Raw genomic sequence first — 20686 nt, 5'->3', positions numbered from 1 at the left:
TCCGCTCCAATCAAATGCTTGGAATTTCTCGGAAGGGGGCGGGGTGTGACCCGCCCCCCGTCGGGGAGGAATTATTGCATCTGCTGGCGCAGCTGAGCGTCCATAGCCTTCAGCGCTTCGTCGATATTGCCTCCGTTCGCGATGTTCGGGAGCTGGGCACGAACAGCGAGGCGAGCTTCTGGCGTGAAGGTGCCGTAGTCGACCGATGGAACCTGAGCGAGCCAATCGGAGAAGTTCTGCCAAACGGGTTCGCCGCTGAAGAAATCGTCGCTGGCCTTGTAGGCATCGCCTTCACGCGCCGCGAGGAGGGAGCCAACAGCGCCCTGATTGATCAGAATGCCCTGGTAGAAGTCGACGTCTTCAGCCCAGATGGTCTTGAGGAAGTCGATGGCTTCTTCCTGGTTCTGCGAGGAGGACAGAACATACCAACTCGAGCCACCATTGTTGGAGAAGTTGGTCGCGCCTTCAACGTCGTTGAGCTTTGGCATTGGAGCAACGCGCCACTTGCCAGCCTGATCGGCAGCCGACTTGATGGTGCCGGTGATCCAAACACCCTGTGGAACCATGGCGATTTCGCCAGAGGTGAACGCGCCGGTGTAGCCGGTCCAATCGGACACTGGCTTGATCAGACCAGCCTGCGCCATTTCCTGGAAGACTTCGAGGGATTCCTTGAGGGCAGGGTTGTCGAGAATATTCGGCTCATTGCCCGGCTTGAGATACCACTGCCCAGCGGACAGCATGGTCATGATGATCTGACCATCATCATTATAGTCCATGTCGATCAGCTGCTTGCCGGTCTTGGCGAGAATATCCTTGCCGATCTCGATCAGGCGATCCCAGGTGATGTCCTGAACGTCTTCAGGCTTGTAGCCCGCTTCTTCAAGGTAGTCGGCGCGGTAGAAGAGGCCGGTCACGCCGGAGTCAAACGGCAGGGAGTAGGACTTGCCTTCATATGTAGCCGCCGCGACCTTGTAGTCAGCGAACTTGCTCATATCGATATGGTCCGACAGCGGCACAAACGCGCCAGGGAAGGACTGCAGGAAGCGCTGAATATTGTCGTCCTGAATCAAGACGATGTCAGGCAGGCCATCAGAAACGCCAGCGAGCAGCTGGGTCTGTAGCTTCTGGTTGATTTCGTCTTGGGTGACATTGGTCACGACGAATGTGGTGTCGGCATTATTGGCTTGGTAGCGCGCGGTGGCGTCGGCCATGGCGGCGATGTTGAAGTTCGGGTCCCAGGCCCAAACATTCACTTCGCCAGCGGTGGCTGCCGCAAAACCGAGCATGCTCACGCCAGCCATAGCGGTGGCGAGAGTACGTGCAAAACGCGTGCTCACTTTAGTCATAACTATCCTCCCGTTTTCAGTTGCTCTTCCTCTGAGCGGTTCTTAAGCTAGTTGAAGGGAGGAATTGGTCGCTTTGAAACGGTATCCAAAGTTGGCGGATAGTAAGATTGCTCACCAAGCATTCTACGTCGCCTTGCCTAATGGTGTTGAGCGTACGCCAACATCGCTGCATACATTCCACGCACACCCCTTGATTATGACCTCTGCGCACTGGCATGCGCAGGTTGAAATCAATTATATTGTAAGAGGTTGGGCCCACTACAAAATGGCGGGCCATGAAGTGACCTTCACAGCCGGCGATCTGGCGATGTTTTGGGGCGGTCAGCCGCATTGGATGTCTGCCGGTTCCGACGACCTTGTCTATGCTGGCGCTCATCTTCCGCTGGTGCACTTTTTCAGGCTACGCCTGTCCTCCGAGCTGCAATCGCGCCTGATGCAGGGCAATATCCTCATCACCCAAGATACGGACGCCTCCGACCCAGTCAGTTTTGCGCGCTGGGACGCCTATGCGCGCTCGGGCGATCCGATGAAGGCGAGCATCGCCGTAGACGAACTGCTGCTGCGCATTGAACGCGTCCGCTTCTCGCCGTTCCGAATGTTACCGGATGATAAGCCCATTGGCACATTGGCCAATGATCAGCACACCTCGCCTCTCGTGGTGCGCATTTGTGAGTTCATCTCGCAGAACTTCCGCGAGGAAATTGATTCTGTAGACATAGCTGTAGCAGCAGATGTTCATCCAAAATATGCGATGACGGTGTTCAAAAAATCGACCGGCATGACGCTGAACGATTACACCAATCTGATGCGGCTCTCTTATGCGCAGGCGCTGTTGATGCGTGACGAAGAAAGCGTTCTCACTATCGCCATGGACAGCGGCTTCGGCTCGCTCAGCGCCTTCAACAAGTCATTCCGCAAAGTTGCAGGTATGTCGCCGAGCGACTTCCGCCGCGAAGTGCGGACACGCCCACCGGTGACACCGGCAGGCGTTGACCATGTTGTCTATGCGTAGCGAAAAAGTCGGCTAGCGCTCAGCGCTGGTCGATCAGCTTCTTGAAAAGTGACTTCTTTTTGATGCCGTCGGTCGAATGGCCTTTGGTCTTGCTCAGATTGATGACCACGACCACATCGCCATCCTGCATATTGGCGCCAGCCATAATGTCTTCTTTCAGGCCAAGCGAATTGCGGGTTGAAGGCACGAGGAAAAAGCTCGAGGTTTCGCCCCAGATGTCACCATCGGCATTGGTCTCGATGGATTTGATCAGTGCATTATAGCGTTCCTGATAATCGCCACCGTCTTCAAGCTTAAAACTGACCGCAAACAACGCCACTGGGAATACTCCTAAATCCTGCCCCTCAGCTTAGCGGAGATGGGCGAGGGGGGATAGGGTAGGGTGTGCCCAACTGATGGAAGGCGCCCATCGTAGGGGCTCCCCAATGAAGTAGGGCCGAAGCTTGGTGCTCCGGCCCTTGAAACCTATCGTCGTTTCAGGGTTAGCCCCACGCCGGTTGGGCCCTCAAAACTCGTCCCAATCCGAGTTCACAGCGGTATTGCCGCGGCTGAGATAGGTTTGAGCGGCTGATGGCTGATTGCGGCGCTGGGGGCGGGCAGCACGTGCTGCAGGAGCCGCCGGAGCGGCCGCGGTGGTGCGAGCACGGGCGTCGGTACGGAAAACTGCGACAACGCGATCCAGCTCATTCGCCTGCGCTTCGGTCTGTTCGATCGCAGCATTGGTTTCTTCAACAAGCGCCGCATTGTGCTGGGTCATCTCATCCATCTGGCGGACGGCGATGGTCACCTCTTCAATGGCCGAGGCCTGTTCGCGGCTGTCGCGCGCAATGCTGTCCATGAGGCGCGAGTTGGACTTGGCGGCTTCAACCATAGAAGCAAGCTTGCCAGCGGCTTCATCGACAAGTCGCGTGCCCACGGTGACTTCATTGGCCGACGCTTCGATCAGTGCCTTGACGTCGGAAGACGCCTGGGCAGCAGACTGAGCCAAACGGCGGACTTCGACAGCCACGACAGCAAAGCCCTTGCCCGCATCGCCAGCACGTGCCGCTTCAACCGAAGCGTTCAGCGCCAGCAGATTGGTCTGGAAGGCGATATCGTCGATGAGCCCGATGATGTTGGAAATCTTGGCCGAAGAGGTCGAGATCTGGGTCATGGCCAAGGTTGCCTTGGTCATCACTTCACCGCCCTCTTCGGCAGTGCGTGTGACCAGCTGCGCGTCTTGGTTGGCATCGCGGGCACGATCAGCACTCTGTACGACCGTATGCGCGAGCTGTTCCATCGCGGCAGACGTCTGCTCAATGGTGGCAGCCTGCTTTGTGGTCCGTTCGGAGAGATCGTTTGCGCCAGAGAGAAGCTCGCCAGTCGCGGTCTTGATCGACTGCGAGGTGTGCTTGAGTTGGCTAACGACGTCGCTGAGCGTTTCGGCGACGGCGTTCGCGTCTTCCTTGAGCTTGGCGAAGGCACCGCGATAATCGCCCGACATGCGAACGGTCAAATCGGTGCGGGCCAGAGCGCCGAGGACGACACCGGTTTCGCCAATGCCACGATCCACGGTTTCAACCAGCGAATTGATGCTGCTTGCAAGGCCATTCAATTCAGGATCGGGGAACTGGGAATGAACGCGCTTGGAGAAGTCGCCGGCGATAGCGGCATCCACCACTTCGCCGAAGGCCGCCTGCAGATCGGTCATCATATCGCGACGGCTCTGCTCGTCGGCAATGATGCGCGCGGCTTCTGCTTCGGTCATCTGGCTAATTTTGAGGCCGTTTTCGCGGAAGACTTCTACCGCACGCGCCATGCCGCCAATTTCGTCCCCACCGTCGCGATAGGGAACTTCGATGTCATACTTGCCTTCGGTGAGCTCACGCATAACCCCAGTCATGCGGACAATCGGCTTGGCAATCATACCGGCACCCAGGCGCACGAGTGCCAAGGTTATGATCAGCAGGACGACCGATGCGATCAGCGCCAGATTACGCGTTTCGTTGATCGAGGCGTAAATAGTTTCCGTCGGGATCTCCATGATTAGCGTCCACTCTTCGGACACTCCCGGAAACTTGACGCGGCTCGCAATGGCAAAGAGCTCGGTGCCGGTCGGGTCGATATAGCTTTGGCCAGTGGTGACCATGGCTTCGCCCAACATGCCGGAAGCAAATGCCGGCGGCATCATCTGGCCGACTTGCGCGGGGTCCCAGTGGGCCACCCACTGCGTGTCATGGCTGACCAGCATAATGCGGCCGGTGCCGAAAGGCTTCATATCGCCGATCAGGTGACCAATCGTATCGAGCGATAGATCCGCCGTGAGAATACCGATTGGTTTCTCGTTCTTCCGAATGATTTCAGTGAAGGTGCTGAGCAGAATGGACTGCCCATTGACTGGATAGGCGTAGGGTGGGGTCACCAGATCGCGGTTTTCCCGCAGTGGCATATCATACCAGCTCTCCGTGCCGTTCTCCGGCGACATGTCGAGCAGTTCGGTCTGCAAGCCGTTTTCGCTGTTCGTGAAATACGGAACGAAACGGCCGGTCGCATCAGAATAGGGATGGCCGATATGCTGGGCGTCATTGCCGTCGAGCGCATTGGGCTCGAAGGCGAGCGTCATGCCGGTGAGGGCAGGGTTCGACGAGACAACGGATTTGACCATTTCTCCGAGCTGGTCGCGGCTAAACTGAGCGTGCTCAATCGTGCCTTCAACTGCAGCGCTCAACCCGCGGGCTGTGCCGATGAGCGAGCTGAACTCGCCTTCGACCATCTCTGTATACGAGCTCATGAGGGCGCGTGCCTGCGCCTCTGCTTCGCTCCGTGCGGCGTTGGACATCAGGGAAGTGCCCCCGATCACGATAACTGCCAAACTGGAAGCGATGATAACACCTGCACCTGCCATCAGCTTGGTGCGTATAGTTAAATTGGAGAACTTCATCTCTCATGCATGCCCTGACGTCTCGTTCAAAGACTGAACTTGACGGGCCCTATTGGCCGTTCTTGACCCGATTACGGCCCAAGGTCTTCAGGGGTTAGTCTTTTAGGCTAGTGATGCCGCCTGAAGCACTTGCGTGCTCTGATCTGTCAACTTGCTTCCATGAATCGCGTTAATAGGTGGTAAATTACTGTGGCTCGTCATCTTCTTTGGATGTGATTTTTGTTTTCCGTCTACTTGCGACGAACTCTGTGGCTCAGCCCCGCATAGGCGGCACTGAACGCAGCGCGGTCGGCGAGGCCTCGGTATGTTTTCAATCGAACACGACGCCCACGAGAAACGCCAGGTGGGCTGGAATTCCGGGGGCTACCCAGGCCTCAGTGTTGATTGTGCCAACTGCACCTTACAAGGGGAGAGGAGCGGGGAAGCGCATGTGCCAGCGATGGGCCGGTTCGTGCGTTTCCGAGCTCATTTTACTTGGTGGTTGATTTCGCGGCCTCGTCGGCACGCTCCCCTGGTTCAGTCGGCTCAGCTGGTGGCGCGGCAATGGTACTGACAAACTTGGCGCAGCCACGGGCGGCTTGGACATGGGTGATCGGCGTCGTTCCGCCATTCATCGACCAATTCTGGCCGTTGTCGCAGGTCACCCAGTTTTTGCCGTTGACGCTGTGGATGACATAGGCTTGGGCGGCGGTTACGGGAATGATCAGTAAAGTGGAAACAAGAGCGATTTTGGCGATAAAGGTCTTCGTCACTTGAGGTCTCCTCCTCGTTGTCTGGAGGCAATGTGAGCCCAAGCTTATGAACGCAAGCTGAAGGGGCAGTTCAGTTGTGATCGACCAAACTCTCCCTCAATGCCTCGCGTTGTATTGAAAGGAGGAGCCCAATTCTTACCTGCGGCGCAACTGTGGGCACATCTTTTCACGCGCAACAGTTGACTAGGACACTGAAATCACAGCGCTTCCTGAGACGTAGACCGAACACAACTTTGGAGATACGGCGCAGGGTCACTCAAACCTGAACTGGCTGAAATGCTAACCTACATGTCATTGAAGCTTTGGTGATCCCGGCGGGATTCGAACCCACGACCCCAGGATTAGGAATCCTGTGCTCTATCCTGCTGAGCTACGGGACCAGCCATATGTCGACCTAGCAGCGTCGGAAACAAGTTTCAAGCTATGCGGTCGAGACGGTTTCGATTAGCAGAGATTTATGACCAAACCTGCGCAAATTCTATTTTATCCAGACCCTCGTTTCGCACAACGCGCGACGCCGCGCCCTGTCGACGCTGCGTTGATCGCGATCGGCGAAGCGTTGAAGGCCACAGCTGCCGAGCATCGCGCCTATGGATTGGCGGCCGTGCACATTGGCGATGTGGCTCCGGTGGTTGTGGTGAGCTTTGGCCCGGTTGAGGGCAGGGACTATCGGCTTCTTTATAATCCGGAGGTGTTGAGCACGTCGGATGAGGCAGAGCTCGGTACCGAGGGGTCTGTGTCGCTGCCGGATATTGAGGTGGAGGTGGTGCGCCCCATCTCGTGCGTCATTGGCTATGACGATGCGGCCGGTGTGCGCCAAGAAACGGCGCTCTCGGGCTTTGAAGCCCGCGTTGCCATGCATGAAATCGATCAAATGAACGGCATCTTCTTCCTAGATAAGGTCTCGCGGCTCAAGCGGGATGCGGCTTTGCGACGTTTTAAGAAGCTGCAACGCTGAGGGAAACACCCTCACAAGGTTGATCGATTGGTGCGTGTCCGCTAAACGGAGCGCACGTAATAAAGGAATATCCATGCGCGCGGAAATCGAAAAGACCGTCGCCGAAATCAAGCAGGTCCTAAGCCTGCTGAGGAGGCATCTTTGACTGGGATACAGCAGAACTCCGTCTCGATGCGCTAACAGCGCAAACTGAATCACCAGATTTTTGGAACGACCCCGCCAAGGCGCGCGTCACCATGCGCGAGCGCGATGAGCTCGATGTTGCGGTGAAGGGTGTCAAGGAACTCGAAGCCGGCATTCGCGACAATGTCGAGTTGATCGAAATGGGCGAAATGGAAGGCGATGCGGATATTATCCGTGACGCTGAAAACGCTCTGCTCGAGCTTAAGGTTTCCGCTCGCCGGACGCAGATTGAAACCCTGCTGTCAGGTGAAGTCGACGCCAATGACTGCTATGTGGAAATCCACTCCGGCGCTGGCGGCACGGAAAGCCAGGACTGGGCGAACATCCTGCTGCGCATGTACACGCGCTGGGCTGAACGTCGCAAGTTTAAGGTTGAAGTCATCGAAATGCACGATGGCGAAGAGGCTGGGATCAAATCGGCGACGATCATGATCAAGGGCCACAACGCCTATGGGTGGATGAAGACGGAGTCGGGCGTTCACCGTCTGGTCCGCATCAGCCCTTATGACTCGGCTGCGCGTCGCCATACGAGCTTTTCGAGCTGCTGGGTTTACCCAGTGGTCGACGATAATATCGATATTGAAATTCGCGAAAGCGACCTCAAGGTCGATACCTATCGTGCATCGGGCGCGGGCGGTCAGCACGTTAACACCACGGACTCGGCGATCCGTATTACCCACGTGCCCTCCGGCATCATCGTGGCGTGTCAGCAAGAACGTAGCCAGCACAAGAATCGTGCGACGGCTATGAACATGCTCAAGGCGCGTCTTTATGAGCAGGAATTGCAGAAGCGCGAGGAAGCGGCGAACGCTCAGGCTGCCAGCAAGACCGATATCGGTTGGGGCCACCAGATCCGCTCTTACGTGATGCAGCCCTATCAGATGGTCAAGGATCTGCGCACCGGCGTCGAAAGCGGCCAGCCGGACGTGGTTCTGGACGGCGACGTCGACAAGTTCATGGAAGCGGCCTTGGCGCAGCGCGTTGGCGTTGCGACTGACGTGACCGCTGACTAAACAAGATGATGAGAAAGGCCCGGGAGACCGGGCCTTTTTTCTATCCTAATTGTGCGCGTAGCCGGTTGCCGACGTCTAAAAAGCGTTTCGGATTTAAGGCTTGGTCGCCTTTCCTCACCTCAAAATGCAAGTGCGGACCAGTGGAGCGACCGGTAGAGCCAACTTTGGCAATAGGGAGCCCTGTGCTGACATCCTGGCCGATTTCGACCAGATAGGCCGAGAGGTGGGAATAGCGGCTCAATAGGCCCGAGGGATGTTCTATCTCCACCGTTTTGCCATAGCCGGACTTGCTGCCGACAAAAATCACGCGACCCTCTCCCGCAGCGAGCACGGTGGTGCCGGTTGGCGCTGCAAAGTCCAACCCCGAATGGAAGGCCGGTGCGCGCGTAAACGGATCGGAGCGATTGCCGAAGCCCGAACTCTGTCGATAGGAATTTTCGGCGAGAGGCAGGTGAACCGGGGCCTGTTCGAGGCTGGTGCGCGCCGTGTTGTAGCGCAGCAATGCCGACATCACATGATTGGCCGTAATCAACATATCGCGGGATTCAGGCCCTGAAGCCGCCGGAAGGAGCGGTCCGCCAATCGAGAGATCTGAGGAGAGTTGGCCGGGATAAATACCCAATGAATTCAACTCACTCGCGATGGTCTCTGTCCTGCTACTGGCGGTGTCGGCGATTGAGGTCATCACCGCGTCGGTTTCCGTGAGCATGAGATTGAGCGCGTCGGTGGTGGCGAGCAGATCTGTGGGATCGCCAAGCGTTGGCAGGCTTGGCACCGGCAGCGAGGCAATGCCCATCTGCCCGGCCTTATCGACGAGTGCTCGCACCAATTGCTGCTGTTCCAGCAGCACATCTTGCTGCTGCACGACTTCCTGCAATTGCATGTTGATGTCGCCCGCCTGGGCGTAGACGCGAGAGTGCAGGCGGTCGATTTCGACCCGCATCTGGCTCAGTCGGTCCTCGTAAGCAGAGATGACGCTGGTGTTTTGCTCGCCCAAGATGCGGGTGAGATCGCCCGACATGTAGAAGGCAAGGCCAGTTGCGGCATTGGTCGCAAAGAGCACGGCAAACATGCCGTAGAACAGTTTTGACGACACGCCCGCTCGGGGGGTGGGTCGTGCGCGCAACTCTCGGTGCTTTCCTGCCGTGCTCACGCAAATGCCTCAAGTAAAACGGGTTTTACTCAAGATGAACGATTGTCGTTAAAAAATACTAACCTATGTTAGTGGGGCTTTATTGGGCCAGTACGGCGTCGAGTTCGGCAAGAACCTTTTCGGCGTGGCCCGCGACTTTTGTGGCGCGAATGATGCGTGCAATTTTTCCATTGCCATCAATAATAAAACTCGTTCTGACGAGCCCCATAAACTCTTTGCCATAGAGTTTTTTGAGCTGCCACACGCCAAATGCCTCGATCATCTTGCGTTCGGTATCAGCCCCTAAAGGCAGAGCGAGTTCGTGCTTGGCGCGAAACTTTTGGTGGGTCGCGACGGTGTCTGGCGAAACGCCGAGCAGCACCGCGCCGCGCTGGGCAAACGCATCGGCCATGACGCAGAAGTCTTTGTTCTCGGTGGTGCAGCCGGGGGTGTTGTCCTTTGGGTAGAAGTAGACCACCACTAGCTGCCCTTTGAAATCGGCGAGGGAGACGGTGGTGCCGTCATCGCGCTCCACGGCAAAATCTGGTGCCGCGTCTCCGATTTTCAATTCAGTCATAAGGCACTCCTAAGATGTAGCGATTGAGAGGGTGTCGAGGCCACATTGCAGCCGGTATCATCTCCCAATGAAACGCCTTTAGGGCATTGATTCTCCGGGCACGCCAAGGCTGTTCGGGACAATAGTGAGTGACGCGATCATTTCTGCAGAAGCGCCGAAACCATCGCCATCCTCGCCGCCACGAGCCTGGGCTCGACAGGCGACCAAGAGTCTCGTCTGGCTTCTGGGTATTCCCTGCGCGCTATCCCTGATCCTTTATCTGGTGCTGTTGGCGACGCCGATCAGCCTGCCATTATCCGGACCCGCCGTGCGCTTGTTTGTGCAGAACGCCATGGGCCCCGATACCGATATCGAAATCGGCGACATGGCACTGGGGTTGGAGAACGGAGTTTGGCCCGTCATTCGGTTCGCGCCGGTCCGGCTGACAGACAGGAAATCGGGCACCCATATCGCCGTTGATGCTATTGAAGTGGGGTTCTCACCCGCCCGAGCGCTGTTTGGGCAGCCCGGCGCGTCCATTGGCATCGTCGGGCCAGATATCGAGATGGTGCAGGACCTGCACGGGCCGCGTCTGGTGGAACTCGAATTTCACGGCCTTTCAGAAGACAGCCTGCCGACCATCAGCGTGATGGAGGGCGCCGACCGGTTTCCGGCCATCGAGATCGATGCTGAGGGCGTGCAGACCGAGAAAAGCTCTGCCCCGCCCATGCGTTCGGACAATGATTGGCTGATTTACAATCTGGAAGCGGCGGAAGCCGCGATTTCAGACCTTGTCGAGCAGACGGCGCAAGGCCGCTTTTCGCGTCTCTATATTCGGGGTGGCGAGGTCGCGATGTTGGACCCCGTCAACGGCCTATTCCGCAGATTAGAAAATGTTGAAGTCGATATCGCGCCGGTCCCTGGCAATGCACAGCGCACTGAGGGCAAGATTTCCGCGACCATCGCCGGACGGAAGGTGCATGTGGCGCTGACAAGGATGTTGGCAGAAGACGGCACCAGGCATTTGCAGGCCGATGTGACCAACATCGACTACGCCAATATCCTACCTGTCCTTGACGGACAGGACGCTCTGGTGGCCTTGCGGGGAACTGGGGCGCTGTCGCTCGATGTGACCTTCACGCCCGATGTTGGGGAGCTAATCGGGGGCGAATTCAAGCTCGACCTCACCGGCTTGGACCTCAAGATCGGCACTGACAGCTATCCGATCGTCAGTTCGATTTTCGATGTGGTTTGGAAACCTAGCGAAGGGCGCTTTGTGCTGCAGGAAGGCACAATTCAGGTCGGGGACACCACGGCCAGTGTTTATGGCGTTATCGCGCTGGGGCTCGATAAGCAGTTCGGTTCGACCACGGGGATCGCGCTTTCAGCGCGCAATGTGTTCATCAACCCCAGTGATCTGCCCAAAATGGAGCAGCCGTTTGATCGCATCGATTTCTACGGCTGGTCCGCGGGGCTCTATGGCGCTGTTGGTATCGATCAACTGACGGTGTCCAAGGGCGACGGGCAACTCTCCCTCTCGGGTCGCGCTGACATGCTGCAGAGCGGCACGGGCATTGATCTGTCGCTGACTGGGCACGATTTCAGTGTTGAGGACATGACGCGGCTGTGGCCCTACATCACGGCCCCTGAGGCGAGGGATTGGGTTTTGCAGAACGTGTCGGCGGGTCAGGTTCTCGACACGCAGATGCGCTTCAACTTCCCCGTCGGCACGATTGGCGCGCCGGGCGGCAATGCACCACTGCCTGAGGACAGCATTTCGGTCATGCTCAGCGGCACCGGCATGGTCGCCCGACCGCTGCCGAGCATGGAGCCGATCCACATTTCTGGCACGTCTCGCATCTCTATTGATGATGCTGTGGTGTCCTATTCGGGGGGCCTCGTCAGCGTCGCCACTGATGTGGGCAGCATCGAAGTAATCAACCCCGGCTTTGTGCTCGATAACTCGTCGCCCGACCAGACGGTGATGGAACTTTCCGGCGACGTGCTCGGCGATATTCCCTCCGTTGTGGCTTTTGCCAAGGCGCATCGACCCCAGATTTTGGAGCAGCTGCAACTGCCGCTCGACATTGAAACCCTGTCTGGTGAAGTTGATGTCAACGTAGTGACGACGTTGATCACGGCGCCAGATAAGCCCGAACAGGTCGACTACGTAATCAATGGCGGGTTGAGCCGCTTTGGCAGCAGCCGTCCCGTCGAAGGGCGCGTCATTCGGGATGCCGAACTCCAGATCGCGGCGACCCAACACGCCTATCGGTTTAACGGCTCCGCCAATATCGATGGCATGCCGGCCGATATTCTGGTCGAAGGCACGCCCACCTCAGAGCCCAAGCTGCAAGTGGCCTCGACGGTCTCGATAGACGACATTGGCAAGCTGGGCATTGATCTATCAGCCTTCTTGGAAGGGACAGTGCGGTTCATCGCCAGCCCACTCTCGGATGGCGCGATTGACCTCACGGTCGATCTTGAAGGGGCGGGGGTGAATGTCCGCGATCTGGGGATTTATAAGTCCATCGGTCGCGCGGGCACGTTGAGCGCCATTGTTCGGCTGGGCTCGCAAGGCACAAGGCTCGAAAACATCGTGCTGGCCTTTGACGATGTGCGGCTCGCCGGGACGCTGGAGCTTGACGCACAACAAGCGCTCAAATCGGCCGAGTTCGGCACCTTCCAGCTCAGCAAGGGCGATAGCGCCAGTGTCCGTCTGACGCCGCTTGAGGATGGGTTTGCCGTCCGCGTACGCGGTGAACAGCTTGATCTGAAACCTGTTCTTGGACGGTTCTTCAGCCTTGAACAGGGCTCGGGCGGCGTGGAAGCGACACAGGTGAGCGCGCCCATTTCGATGGATATCGAGCTCGATCGCGCCATTGGCTATTATGCCGTGACGGCGTTCAATCTCGATGTGGACATGCTCTTGCGTGGTTCCGATCTGCGCCGGGCAACGCTGGCAGCGCAGTTCTCTGGAGGCAATGCCATTTCCATCACGACCAATCCCGCTCCGAACGGGCGCACGTTGACAGTGGCCTTCAACGACGCCGGGACGATATTGCGATTGCTCGGCATCTACTCCCAGCTCGCCGGGGGCTCGGGTAGCTTGGTGATGACCACTGATCGGCAGCTTGATCAAGAAGTCGGGCAGCTGATCATGCGCAATTTCGCCATCGTCGATGAAGACAAGGTTGTGCAGGTGCTGGGCAATCACTCAGACTCGCGCAGTGCTATTGCCACGCAGAACCGTCTCGACTTTACCGCATCGCAGGTCGACTTCGTTCGTAAGCGCGACCGTGTCGAAGTGGGCAATGCGGTCCTGGCGGGCGCGACTGTCGGCGGCACTATGCGGGGCTTTATCTACACCGACCGCCGCCAGTGGGATCTCACAGGCACTTACGTCCCGCTCTTTGGCCTAAACAACGTATTCCAGCAGTTGCCGATCATCGGCGAGTTCCTCGGTGGCCGCGAAGGCGAAGGGCTCGTGGGCGTCACTTTTGCGGTCAATGGCGCGCTCGATAGCCCGAACTTTGTTATCAACCCGCTGAGCGTTCTGGCACCGGGGTTCTTGCGCGAGTTCTTCGAGTTCCGCTCACGCGAACTGCCACCAGCAAACTGAGCCCAAAAAGAAAGGGCGTCCCGAGAGACGCCCTTCAAACTCGTTGTAAAAGACCGACTTAAACCGGCTTGATCAGTGCGTGCTTTTTCTTGCCGACGGAAAGCTTGATCACGCCTTCTTCAAGCAGGGCATCGTCACCCAGCATCAGCTTTTCGTCGCTGATAACGGCATCGTTGACGCGCACTGCACCAGAGGTGATGTGACGGCGGGCTTCGCCATTGGACGCTGCGAGGCCAGCTTTAACCAGTGCGTTGAGCACGCCGATACCCGCAGCCAATTCAGCCGCTGCCACTTCAGCAGTCGGCAGCGAGAGGTCGAGCTTACCGGTTTCAAATGTCGCGCGAGCGGTTTCGGCAGCTTCGTCAGCCGCAGCCTTGCCGCGCAGCATGGCGGTGACTTCGGAAGCAAGACGCTTCTTGGCTTCGTTGATGTCGCCAGCAACAATGCCTGCAATCTCGTCGAGCGGCAGGGTGGTGTAGAGCTTGAGGAAGCGTTCTACGTCAGCGTCCTCAGTGTTGCGCCAGTACTGCCAGAAATCATAGGCCGAGAGCATGTCTGGGTTGAGCCAGATCGCGCCATTCATCGACTTGCCCATCTTCTGACCCGAAGAGGTTGTCAGCAGAGGCGAGGTCAGCGCGTAAAGCTGTGGCGTACCCATACGGTGACCGAGGTCGATCCCGTTGATGATGTTGCCCCACTGATCCGAACCGCCCATCTGCAGGCGAACGTTGTAGCGCTGGTTGAGCTCCACAAAGTCATAGGCCTGCAGGATCATGTAGTTGAATTCTAGAAACGAAAGCGACTGCTCGCGATCCAAACGCTGCTTGACCGAGTCAAAACTGAGCATGCGATTGACCGAGAAATGCTGGCCAACGTCGCGCAGGAATTCGAGGTAGTTGAGCGGTAAGAGCCATTCGCCGTTGTTCACCATCAGCGACTTTTCAGAGAAGTCGAGATAGTTGGAGAACACCTGCTTGATCCCGTCGATGTTCGACTGGATCATATCCGTGCCCATCAGCTTGCGCGCTTCGTCCTTGAACGATGGGTCGCCGACCATGCCGGTGCCGCCGCCCATCAGGGCAACAGCGCGGTGACCGGTCTTTTCCAGCCAGTGCAGCATCATGATCTGGATCAGGCTGCCGACGTGCAGCGACGACGCGGTTGGGTCAAAGCCGATGTAGGCGGTGACCTGTTCGGTGGCGAAGAGCTTATCAAGGCCCTCAGCGTCGGAAATCTGGTGGATGAAGCCGCGCTCATCAAGGGTGCGCAGGAAATCGGAAGTGTACTTGCTCATTTTGCGATCCAAGTGCCGCCAGTGCGGAGTTGTATGATCTGGCGTCTGGGAATGATGACGGCGTGCCCACTCAGGGCACACCGTGGTGAGGCGATCGCCTCTTTGCGCTACTGAGTTTAGCGCCCGCCGCCGTCCGCGATCTCCTGACGACGACGGTCGAGATACTCGGCGCACCGTTCGGTCAGTTCATCGATCTTGCCTTCGTAGAAGTGGTTAGCCCCTTCCACGATCTGCTGTTCAATGGTGATGCCCTTCTGGGTCTTGAGCTTGTCCACCAGCTTCTGCACCGAAGCAGGTGGGGCCACACGGTCCTTATCACCATGGATGATCAGACCCGAAGACGGGCAGGGGGCGAGGAACGAGAAGTCATAGAGGTTTTCCGGTGGGGACACCGAGATAAAGCCTTCAACTTCTGGGCGACGCATCAGCAACTGCATGCCGATCCACGCACCAAAGGAGAAACCGGCGATCCAGCAACCGCGTGATTCTCTGTTGATGGTCTGCAGCCAGTCGAGAGCGGCCGCCGCATCGCTCAATTCGCCGATACCGTGGTCGAATGCGCCCTGCGACCGACCGACGCCGCGCGAATTGAAGCGGAGCACCGCAAAACCACGCTCTACGAACATGTAGAACAGGTTGTAGATGATCTGGTTGTTCATCGTGCCGCCGAACTGCGGATGCGGATGAAGCAGGATGGCGATTGGAGCGTTTGGCTCCTTACCTGGCTGGTAACGGCCTTCCAAGCGGCCCTCTGGGCCGTTAAAGATCACTTCTGGCATAGGATTAATCCGGCCTTTCCGGCTCTGTCACAGTGACGTTTCGGACGTTTCAAAAGGAGTTCACGCAGCTTGACTAAGCGCGGTGCTCTCCCTAAAACATGGGTCGAAAAATCAGTTTAGAATGGTTCGAAACTCGATTGTGCGCCGCAGAACGGCGCGCTTGAGCGCCCCTTGTAATGAAGTTGGGCCTTCAATTTCAAGACGTGTTTGGCCGCATATGCGTTCTATGCTGCGGTTTGGCTCTATATAAAGGTGTCGGACACTGTGTCCGGTAGGCGTAATGACGAGACCTTCGGTCTATCTTGATCACAATGCAGCTGCGCCGCTTCGCCCCGAAGCGCGAGACGCTTTGTTGTCTGCGCTTGCGCTCACCGGCAATGCCTCATCGGTCCACACCCATGGTCGCGCGCTGCGCGATGTGATGGAGACTGGTCGTCAACAAGTGGCTGCGCGGGCCGGTGCAGAGCGCCGTCAAGTCGTCTTCACAAGTTCCGCTACCGAAGCCATTACGCAGGCTATCATGGCCGGAACAAAGGTTTTTTCGGCAGGCGCCATAGTCACCAGCATGGGGGAGCACGCTGCTGTCCTCAAGGCAGTTGAGGCCACGGGCCTGCCTGTGTGGACCGTAGGGCTAAAAGAAGACGGCAACATTGATCTCGATCAACTGCAGTCGTTTTTGTCTCGTGCGGATGCAGAAAACATCACGCTCTTTGCAGCGTTTCATTGGGTGAACAATGAAACCGGCGTAGTTCAGCCAATTGGCCGGCTTAGTGCTCTGGTGGGGCCAACCCGTCACACGCTTTTTATTGATGCGGTTCAGGCCTACGGCAAGATTGATCTGGATTTTGCCGCATCGGCTCCCGATATGGTTGCTATAAGCGGCCATAAGATTGGCGCACCTGTCGGTATTGGTGCGTTGTTGGTCAAAGGCCACGCCGACACCGTGCGGTTGATTCCGGGTGGTGGTCAGGAGCAGGGGCGTCGTGGTGGTACTGAGCCAACGGCGCTGATCGCAGCTTTTGGCGCGGCAGCGGCCGCAAGTGAATATGATGCGCAGAGCATGTTGGCGCTCGTCGACCAGCTTGAGGCCGGACTGAAGGCGCTTGCGCCAGAGGTCGTAATCTTCGGGCAAACTGCTCAGCGCGTCGGTAATACGGTCAACTTTGCTGTACCCGGTCTCGGCAATGCCACAGCGATGATGTCCTTGGACCTTATGGGTCTATCAATTTCGTCCGGCTCGGCCTGCTCGTCAGGCAAAGTCGGCGCTAGCCATGTTCTAGCAGCAATGGGCGTGCCTAAGGCTTTGGCCGAATGTGCCCTGCGCGTCAGCTTTGGCTGGACTTCCACAAGCGAGGACGTGACTGCGTTTCTTGCCGGTTTTGAAAAACTTCTTGCACGCCACAAGCGTTCAGGAACAGCGGCCTAGGTCGCTGAAAGAATAGTTCGTTCGCGGCGGCCTTGACCCGTCGATGGACATAAAGGAGAGCCTAATGGCGGATTTCGATATTCCGACCCTCAAGGAAGAGATCGATCGGGAAACCGTCGAGCAGGTGCTTGCGCTTGACGTCGACAAGTACAAGTACGGCTTCGAAACGGACATTGAATCCGACACGATTGCTGTCGGCCTGAACGAAGACACCGTTCGCTTCATCTCGGCTAAGAAGGAAGAGCCGGAATGGATGCTGGAATGGCGTCTGGAAGCGTTCCGCCGCTGGCAGACCATGGAAGAACCAGCTTGGGGTAAGTTGCACTACCCAAAGATCGACTTCCAGGACATCAGCTATTACTCCGCGCCGAAGAACTTCAAGGGCCCCAAGAGCCTTGATGAAGTCGATCCGGAACTGCTGGCGACTTATGCCAAGCTGGGTATCCCGCTCAAGGAGCAGGCGATCTTGGCTGGCGTTGAAGGCGCAGCGGAATCCGTTGGCACGCCATTCGGCGCCAATGTTGCGGTCGACGCGGTGTTTGACTCGGTCTCCGTTGTCACCACCTTCCGCGAAGAACTGGCCAAGCAGGGCATCATCTTCTGCTCGATCTCTGAAGCCGTGCGCGAGCACCCAGAGCTCGTGAAGAAGTACCTCGGCTCGGTGGTTCCCGTTTCGGACAACTACTACGCGACGCTGAACTCGGCCGTCTTCACCGACGGTTCCTTCGTCTACATTCCAAAGGGTGTCCGTTGCCCGATGGAGCTCTCGACCTACTTCCGTATCAACGAGAAGAAGACCGGTCAGTTCGAACGCACCCTCATCATCGCTGATGATGACAGCTACGTCAGCTACCTCGAAGGCTGTACCGCTCCGATGCGCGACGAAAACCAGCTGCACGCTGCAGTGGTTGAACTCGTTGCGCTTGAAAACGCCGAAATCAAGTACTCGACGGTCCAGAACTGGTACCCGGGCGACAAGGACGGCAAGGGCGGCATCTATAACTTCGTGACCAAGCGCGGCGATTGCCGTGGCAACCACTCGAAGATTTCTTGGACGCAGGTTGAAACCGGCTCGGCGATCACTTGGAAGTACCCAAGCTGCATCCTGCGCGGCGACAATTCGCGCGGTGAATTCTACTCGATCGCGATTTCGAACGGCTACCAGCAGGTCGATAGCGGCACCAAGATGATCCACCTGGGCAAGAACACGTCCAGCCGCATCATCTCCAAGGGTATTGCTGCAGGCTTCTCGGACAACACCTATCGCGGTCAGGTTTCTGCCCACGCTAAGGCCAAGAACGCTCGTAACTTCACCCAGTGTGACTCGCTGCTGATCGGCGACAAGTGTGGCGCACACACTGTTCCTTACATCGAGAGCCGTAACGGCACTGCGGTGTTCGAACACGAAGCAACCACTTCGAAGATCTCCGACGACCAGATGTTCTACTGCATGCAGCGCGGCCTCAACGAGGAAGAAGCTGTGGCGCTTATCGTCAACGGCTTCGTCCGTGACGTGCTTCAGCACCTGCCAATGGAATTCATGGTCGAAACCCAGAAGCTGATCTCGATCAGCCTCGAAGGCAGCGTCGGCTAAACCGCAAACAGTTGGATACCCGGGTGGCGCTAGCGGCGACCCCGGATTTGGAGACAAACAGATGACCACTCCCGTTCTTGAAATTCGCAACCTGCACGCTCGCATCGAAGATCGCGAGATCCTCAAGGGTGTGAACCTTGTGATCCCACAGGGTGAAGTTCACGCCATCATGGGCCGTAACGGCTCGGGAAAGTCGACCCTTTCCTACGTTCTCGCAGGCAAGGAAGACTACGAAATCACCGAAGGTGAAGTGCTGCTCAACGGCGTCGACATCCTTGGCCTCGAGCCAGATGAACGCGCTGCTGCTGGCCTGTTCCTGGCTTTCCAGTACCCAATCGAAATCCCCGGCGTTTCGACCATGACCTTCCTCAAGGCGGCGATGAACGCGCAGCGTAAGGCTCGTGACGAAGCTGAACTCTCGACCCCAGAGTTCATGCGTCTCGTCAAGGAAGCTGGCGCAGCGCTGAACGTTGACTCATCCATGCTGAAGCGTCCGCTCAACGTTGGTTTCTCCGGCGGCGAAAAGAAGCGCGCGGAAATCATGCAGATGGCGCTCCTCAAGCCATCGCTGGCCGTTCTCGACGAAACCGACTCGGGCCTCGACATCGACGCGCTGCAGGTTGTTTCAAACGGCGTGAACTCGCTGCGCGACGGCAAGCGTTCCATGCTCGTCATCACCCACTACCAGCGCCTACTGAACCACATCGTTCCAGACGTTGTGCACGTCTTCTCGGACGGCAAGATCGTGGAAAGCGGCGACAAGTCGCTCGCGCTCAAGCTCGAAGCTGAAGGCTATGCCAACTACGGCGGCGAGGCAGCGTAACAATGGCGACTTTTCCAGTTCGTCTCGGCGCTGCCGAGCATACGCTGATTGAGCAGTTGAAGGCCGCTGGCGCTGATCAGGCTGCGGAGCGCATCGAAACTGCGGGTCTGCCGACCCGTCGCGTCGAAGCCTATCACTATACGGATTTGAAGACTCTGCTGCGCGCCGTACCGGATCTCGCAGCGGCTGCAAACGACGCAGTGACGCCGTCTGTGGCGATTGAGGGCGCTTATGTGATCTCGATCGTCAATGGCGCTGTAAAGGCGTCTACGGACGCTCCTGCAGGCATTATGATCGGCACCGCACGGGGTGGCGTTCTGTCGACCCGCGATGATGTTGTAACCCACATCAACAACGGCCTGACCAAGACCGCTCTCTCGCTCGACATCGCCGCTGGCGACGAGCAGGTGATCCAGATTGATCACACCATCGTTGGCGAAGCTGCACACGTCTCGGACGCTGTGAAGGTCTTCGTGGCGGATGGCGCTAAGGTCACCATCGTCGAAACCTTCGCCGGTTCGGACGCTGCGCACTTGGGCAACCACGCCGTCTACATCGCCCTGGGCGAAGGCGCTGAAGTTGTGCACGTGTCGATCGACCGTTCGCCAGCGCAGTCCTCGCACTTCGCGACCAATGAGTATCACCTTGCAGCCGGCGCGCAGTTGCGCACGCTGGTGGTCCATGGTGGTGCAAATCTGGCTCGCACACAGGTGCTGCCGCGTCTTGAAGGCGCTGAGGCACATGCGGACGTCACTGGGCTTAATCTCGTGGCCGATGGTCAGCATGCTGACATCACCATGATCACTGAGCACGCTGTGGCGCACACCACCTCGCAGCCGCTGTTCAAGTCGATTGCTCGTGGCCGTTCCAAGTCGGTCATTCAGGGCAAGCTGATTGTGGCGCGCGATGCGCAGAAGACCGATGCCAAGTTCATGCATCAGGGCCTGATGCTGTCGGACGAAGCGGAAATCCTCTCCAAGCCAGAACTCGAAATCTACGCCGACGACGTTGTCTGCGGCCATGGTTCGACGTGCGGCAAACTGGATGAAGATAGCCTCTTCTATCTCCTCAGCCGCGGTATTCCCAAGGCTGAAGCCGAAACCATGATGGTTCGCGGCTTTATCGCAGAACTGGTCGATCCGATCGAAAACGAAGCAGTTGCTGGCGTGCTCAACGACGTCATCGACACTTGGCTTCTCGGCAAGTAAGGGCCTCACACTTCTCCTCTCCCCTCGGGGGAGAGGTCGGCGCAGAGCGCCGGGTGAGGGGGCCTTAA

16 protein-coding genes and 1 tRNA gene are annotated in these 20686 nt (G+C 57.7%); 8 read left to right on the top strand and 9 right to left on the bottom strand.

Annotated features, from left to right (window positions below):
• Positions 1 to 71: 71 nt before the first annotated feature.
• The gene (locus HKD40_RS02275; RefSeq protein ID WP_169194086.1) at positions 72 to 1346 is read right to left on the bottom strand and encodes a sugar ABC transporter substrate-binding protein; all 1275 of its coding nucleotides are present in this window, start codon (positions 1344 to 1346) and stop codon (positions 72 to 74) included.
• Positions 1347 to 1479: 133 nt separating this feature from the next.
• Here HKD40_RS02275 and HKD40_RS02270 point away from each other — a divergent pair, with 133 nt between their 5' ends.
• Positions 1480 to 2358, top strand: a complete 879-nt coding sequence (locus HKD40_RS02270) for a helix-turn-helix domain-containing protein (RefSeq protein WP_248305881.1) — start codon at positions 1480 to 1482, stop codon at positions 2356 to 2358.
• A gap of 19 nt (positions 2359 to 2377) precedes the next feature.
• Here HKD40_RS02270 and HKD40_RS02265 read toward each other — a convergent pair whose 3' ends face one another.
• The 4 genes from HKD40_RS02265 to HKD40_RS02250 all read right to left on the bottom strand — a co-directional run bounded on the left by HKD40_RS02265 (position 2378) and on the right by HKD40_RS02250 (position 6410).
• Entirely contained in the window at positions 2378 to 2677 is a 300-nt protein-coding gene (locus tag HKD40_RS02265) for a hypothetical protein (RefSeq protein ID WP_169194085.1), read from the bottom strand.
• A 186-nt stretch (positions 2678 to 2863) separates the two neighbouring features.
• Positions 2864 to 5278, bottom strand: coding sequence for a methyl-accepting chemotaxis protein (locus tag HKD40_RS02260; RefSeq protein WP_248305856.1), 2415 nt, complete (start codon positions 5276 to 5278; stop codon positions 2864 to 2866).
• Positions 5279 to 5748: 470 nt separating this feature from the next.
• Positions 5749 to 6030 (bottom strand): hypothetical protein, encoded by a 282-nt coding sequence (locus HKD40_RS02255; protein WP_169194084.1) that lies wholly within the window; start codon positions 6028 to 6030, stop codon positions 5749 to 5751.
• A 303-nt stretch (positions 6031 to 6333) separates the two neighbouring features.
• Positions 6334 to 6410: transfer RNA gene (locus tag HKD40_RS02250), tRNA-Arg, on the bottom strand.
• A gap of 77 nt (positions 6411 to 6487) precedes the next feature.
• Between HKD40_RS02250 and HKD40_RS02245 the strand changes: the two genes are divergently transcribed.
• Entirely contained in the window at positions 6488 to 6988 is a 501-nt protein-coding gene (locus HKD40_RS02245) for a peptide deformylase (protein WP_169194083.1), read from the top strand.
• 73 nt (positions 6989 to 7061) lie between these two features.
• Positions 7062 to 8184, top strand: a protein-coding gene (gene prfB, locus HKD40_RS02240; RefSeq protein ID WP_169194082.1) for a peptide chain release factor 2 whose coding sequence is annotated in 2 segments (ribosomal slippage) — positions 7062 to 7130 and positions 7132 to 8184 — 1122 coding nt in all. Because the reading frame shifts where the segments join, the coding sequence is not laid out codon by codon here.
• Positions 8185 to 8224: 40 nt separating this feature from the next.
• Here prfB and HKD40_RS18145 read toward each other — a convergent pair.
• Positions 8225 to 9280 carry a M23 family metallopeptidase gene (locus HKD40_RS18145; protein WP_169194081.1) on the bottom strand — a complete coding sequence of 352 codons (1056 nt, stop codon included), beginning with the start codon at positions 9278 to 9280 and terminating at the stop codon, positions 8225 to 8227.
• Between the two features lie 136 nt (positions 9281 to 9416).
• Entirely contained in the window at positions 9417 to 9893 is a 477-nt protein-coding gene (locus HKD40_RS02230; RefSeq protein WP_169194080.1) for a peroxiredoxin, read from the bottom strand.
• A gap of 124 nt (positions 9894 to 10017) precedes the next feature.
• Here HKD40_RS02230 and HKD40_RS02225 point away from each other — a divergent pair, with 124 nt between their 5' ends.
• The gene (locus HKD40_RS02225; RefSeq protein ID WP_169194079.1) at positions 10018 to 13494 is read left to right on the top strand and encodes a hypothetical protein; all 3477 of its coding nucleotides are present in this window, start codon (positions 10018 to 10020) and stop codon (positions 13492 to 13494) included.
• Positions 13495 to 13552: 58 nt separating this feature from the next.
• Here HKD40_RS02225 and tyrS read toward each other — a convergent pair whose 3' ends face one another.
• Positions 13553 to 14788 (bottom strand): tyrosine--tRNA ligase, encoded by a 1236-nt coding sequence (gene tyrS, locus HKD40_RS02220; RefSeq protein WP_169194078.1) that lies wholly within the window; start codon positions 14786 to 14788, stop codon positions 13553 to 13555.
• Positions 14789 to 14904: 116 nt separating this feature from the next.
• A complete protein-coding gene (locus tag HKD40_RS02215; RefSeq protein WP_169194077.1) occupies positions 14905 to 15567 on the bottom strand; it encodes an alpha/beta hydrolase in 663 nt (220 codons plus the stop codon).
• Positions 15568 to 15847: 280 nt separating this feature from the next.
• Here HKD40_RS02215 and HKD40_RS02210 point away from each other — a divergent pair, with 280 nt between their 5' ends.
• From HKD40_RS02210 to sufD, 4 genes are all read left to right on the top strand, one after another.
• A complete protein-coding gene (locus tag HKD40_RS02210) occupies positions 15848 to 16993 on the top strand; it encodes an aminotransferase class V-fold PLP-dependent enzyme (protein WP_169194076.1) in 1146 nt (381 codons plus the stop codon).
• A 64-nt stretch (positions 16994 to 17057) separates the two neighbouring features.
• Positions 17058 to 18587: a Fe-S cluster assembly protein SufB gene (gene sufB, locus HKD40_RS02205; protein WP_169194075.1), complete on the top strand. Its 1530-nt coding sequence runs from the start codon at positions 17058 to 17060 to the stop codon at positions 18585 to 18587.
• Positions 18588 to 18648: 61 nt separating this feature from the next.
• Positions 18649 to 19410, top strand: a complete 762-nt coding sequence (gene sufC / locus HKD40_RS02200; RefSeq protein WP_169194074.1) for a Fe-S cluster assembly ATPase SufC — start codon at positions 18649 to 18651, stop codon at positions 19408 to 19410.
• A 2-nt stretch (positions 19411 to 19412) separates the two neighbouring features.
• On the top strand, positions 19413 to 20618 hold the full coding sequence (sufD, locus tag HKD40_RS02195) for a Fe-S cluster assembly protein SufD (RefSeq protein ID WP_169194073.1): 1206 nt from the start codon (positions 19413 to 19415) through the stop codon (positions 20616 to 20618).
• The last annotated feature ends 68 nt before the right edge of the window (positions 20619 to 20686 follow it).

The organism is Devosia sp. MC1541, assembly GCF_012847305.1.
In the GTDB taxonomy this organism is placed as follows: Bacteria; Pseudomonadota; Alphaproteobacteria; order Rhizobiales; family Devosiaceae; genus Devosia.
Note: the sequence above shows the minus strand (reverse complement) of the source record. Positions and strands in the feature narration are given on the sequence as shown.

Coding starts and splice junctions, on each gene's coding strand:
- sufC (WP_169194074.1), top strand. CDS start 18,649: ATGACCACTCCCGTTCTTGAAATTCGCAACCTGCACGCTCGCATCGAA.
- HKD40_RS02245 (WP_169194083.1), top strand. CDS start 6,488: ATGACCAAACCTGCGCAAATTCTATTTTATCCAGACCCTCGTTTCGCA.
- HKD40_RS02230 (WP_169194080.1), bottom strand. CDS start 9,893: ATGACTGAATTGAAAATCGGAGACGCGGCACCAGATTTTGCCGTGGAG.
- tyrS (WP_169194078.1), bottom strand. CDS start 14,788: ATGAGCAAGTACACTTCCGATTTCCTGCGCACCCTTGATGAGCGCGGC.
- HKD40_RS02260 (WP_248305856.1), bottom strand. CDS start 5,278: ATGAAGTTCTCCAATTTAACTATACGCACCAAGCTGATGGCAGGTGCA.
- HKD40_RS02275 (WP_169194086.1), bottom strand. CDS start 1,346: ATGACTAAAGTGAGCACGCGTTTTGCACGTACTCTCGCCACCGCTATG.
- HKD40_RS02215 (WP_169194077.1), bottom strand. CDS start 15,567: ATGCCAGAAGTGATCTTTAACGGCCCAGAGGGCCGCTTGGAAGGCCGT.
- sufD (WP_169194073.1), top strand. CDS start 19,413: ATGGCGACTTTTCCAGTTCGTCTCGGCGCTGCCGAGCATACGCTGATT.
- HKD40_RS02210 (WP_169194076.1), top strand. CDS start 15,848: ATGACGAGACCTTCGGTCTATCTTGATCACAATGCAGCTGCGCCGCTT.
- sufB (WP_169194075.1), top strand. CDS start 17,058: ATGGCGGATTTCGATATTCCGACCCTCAAGGAAGAGATCGATCGGGAA.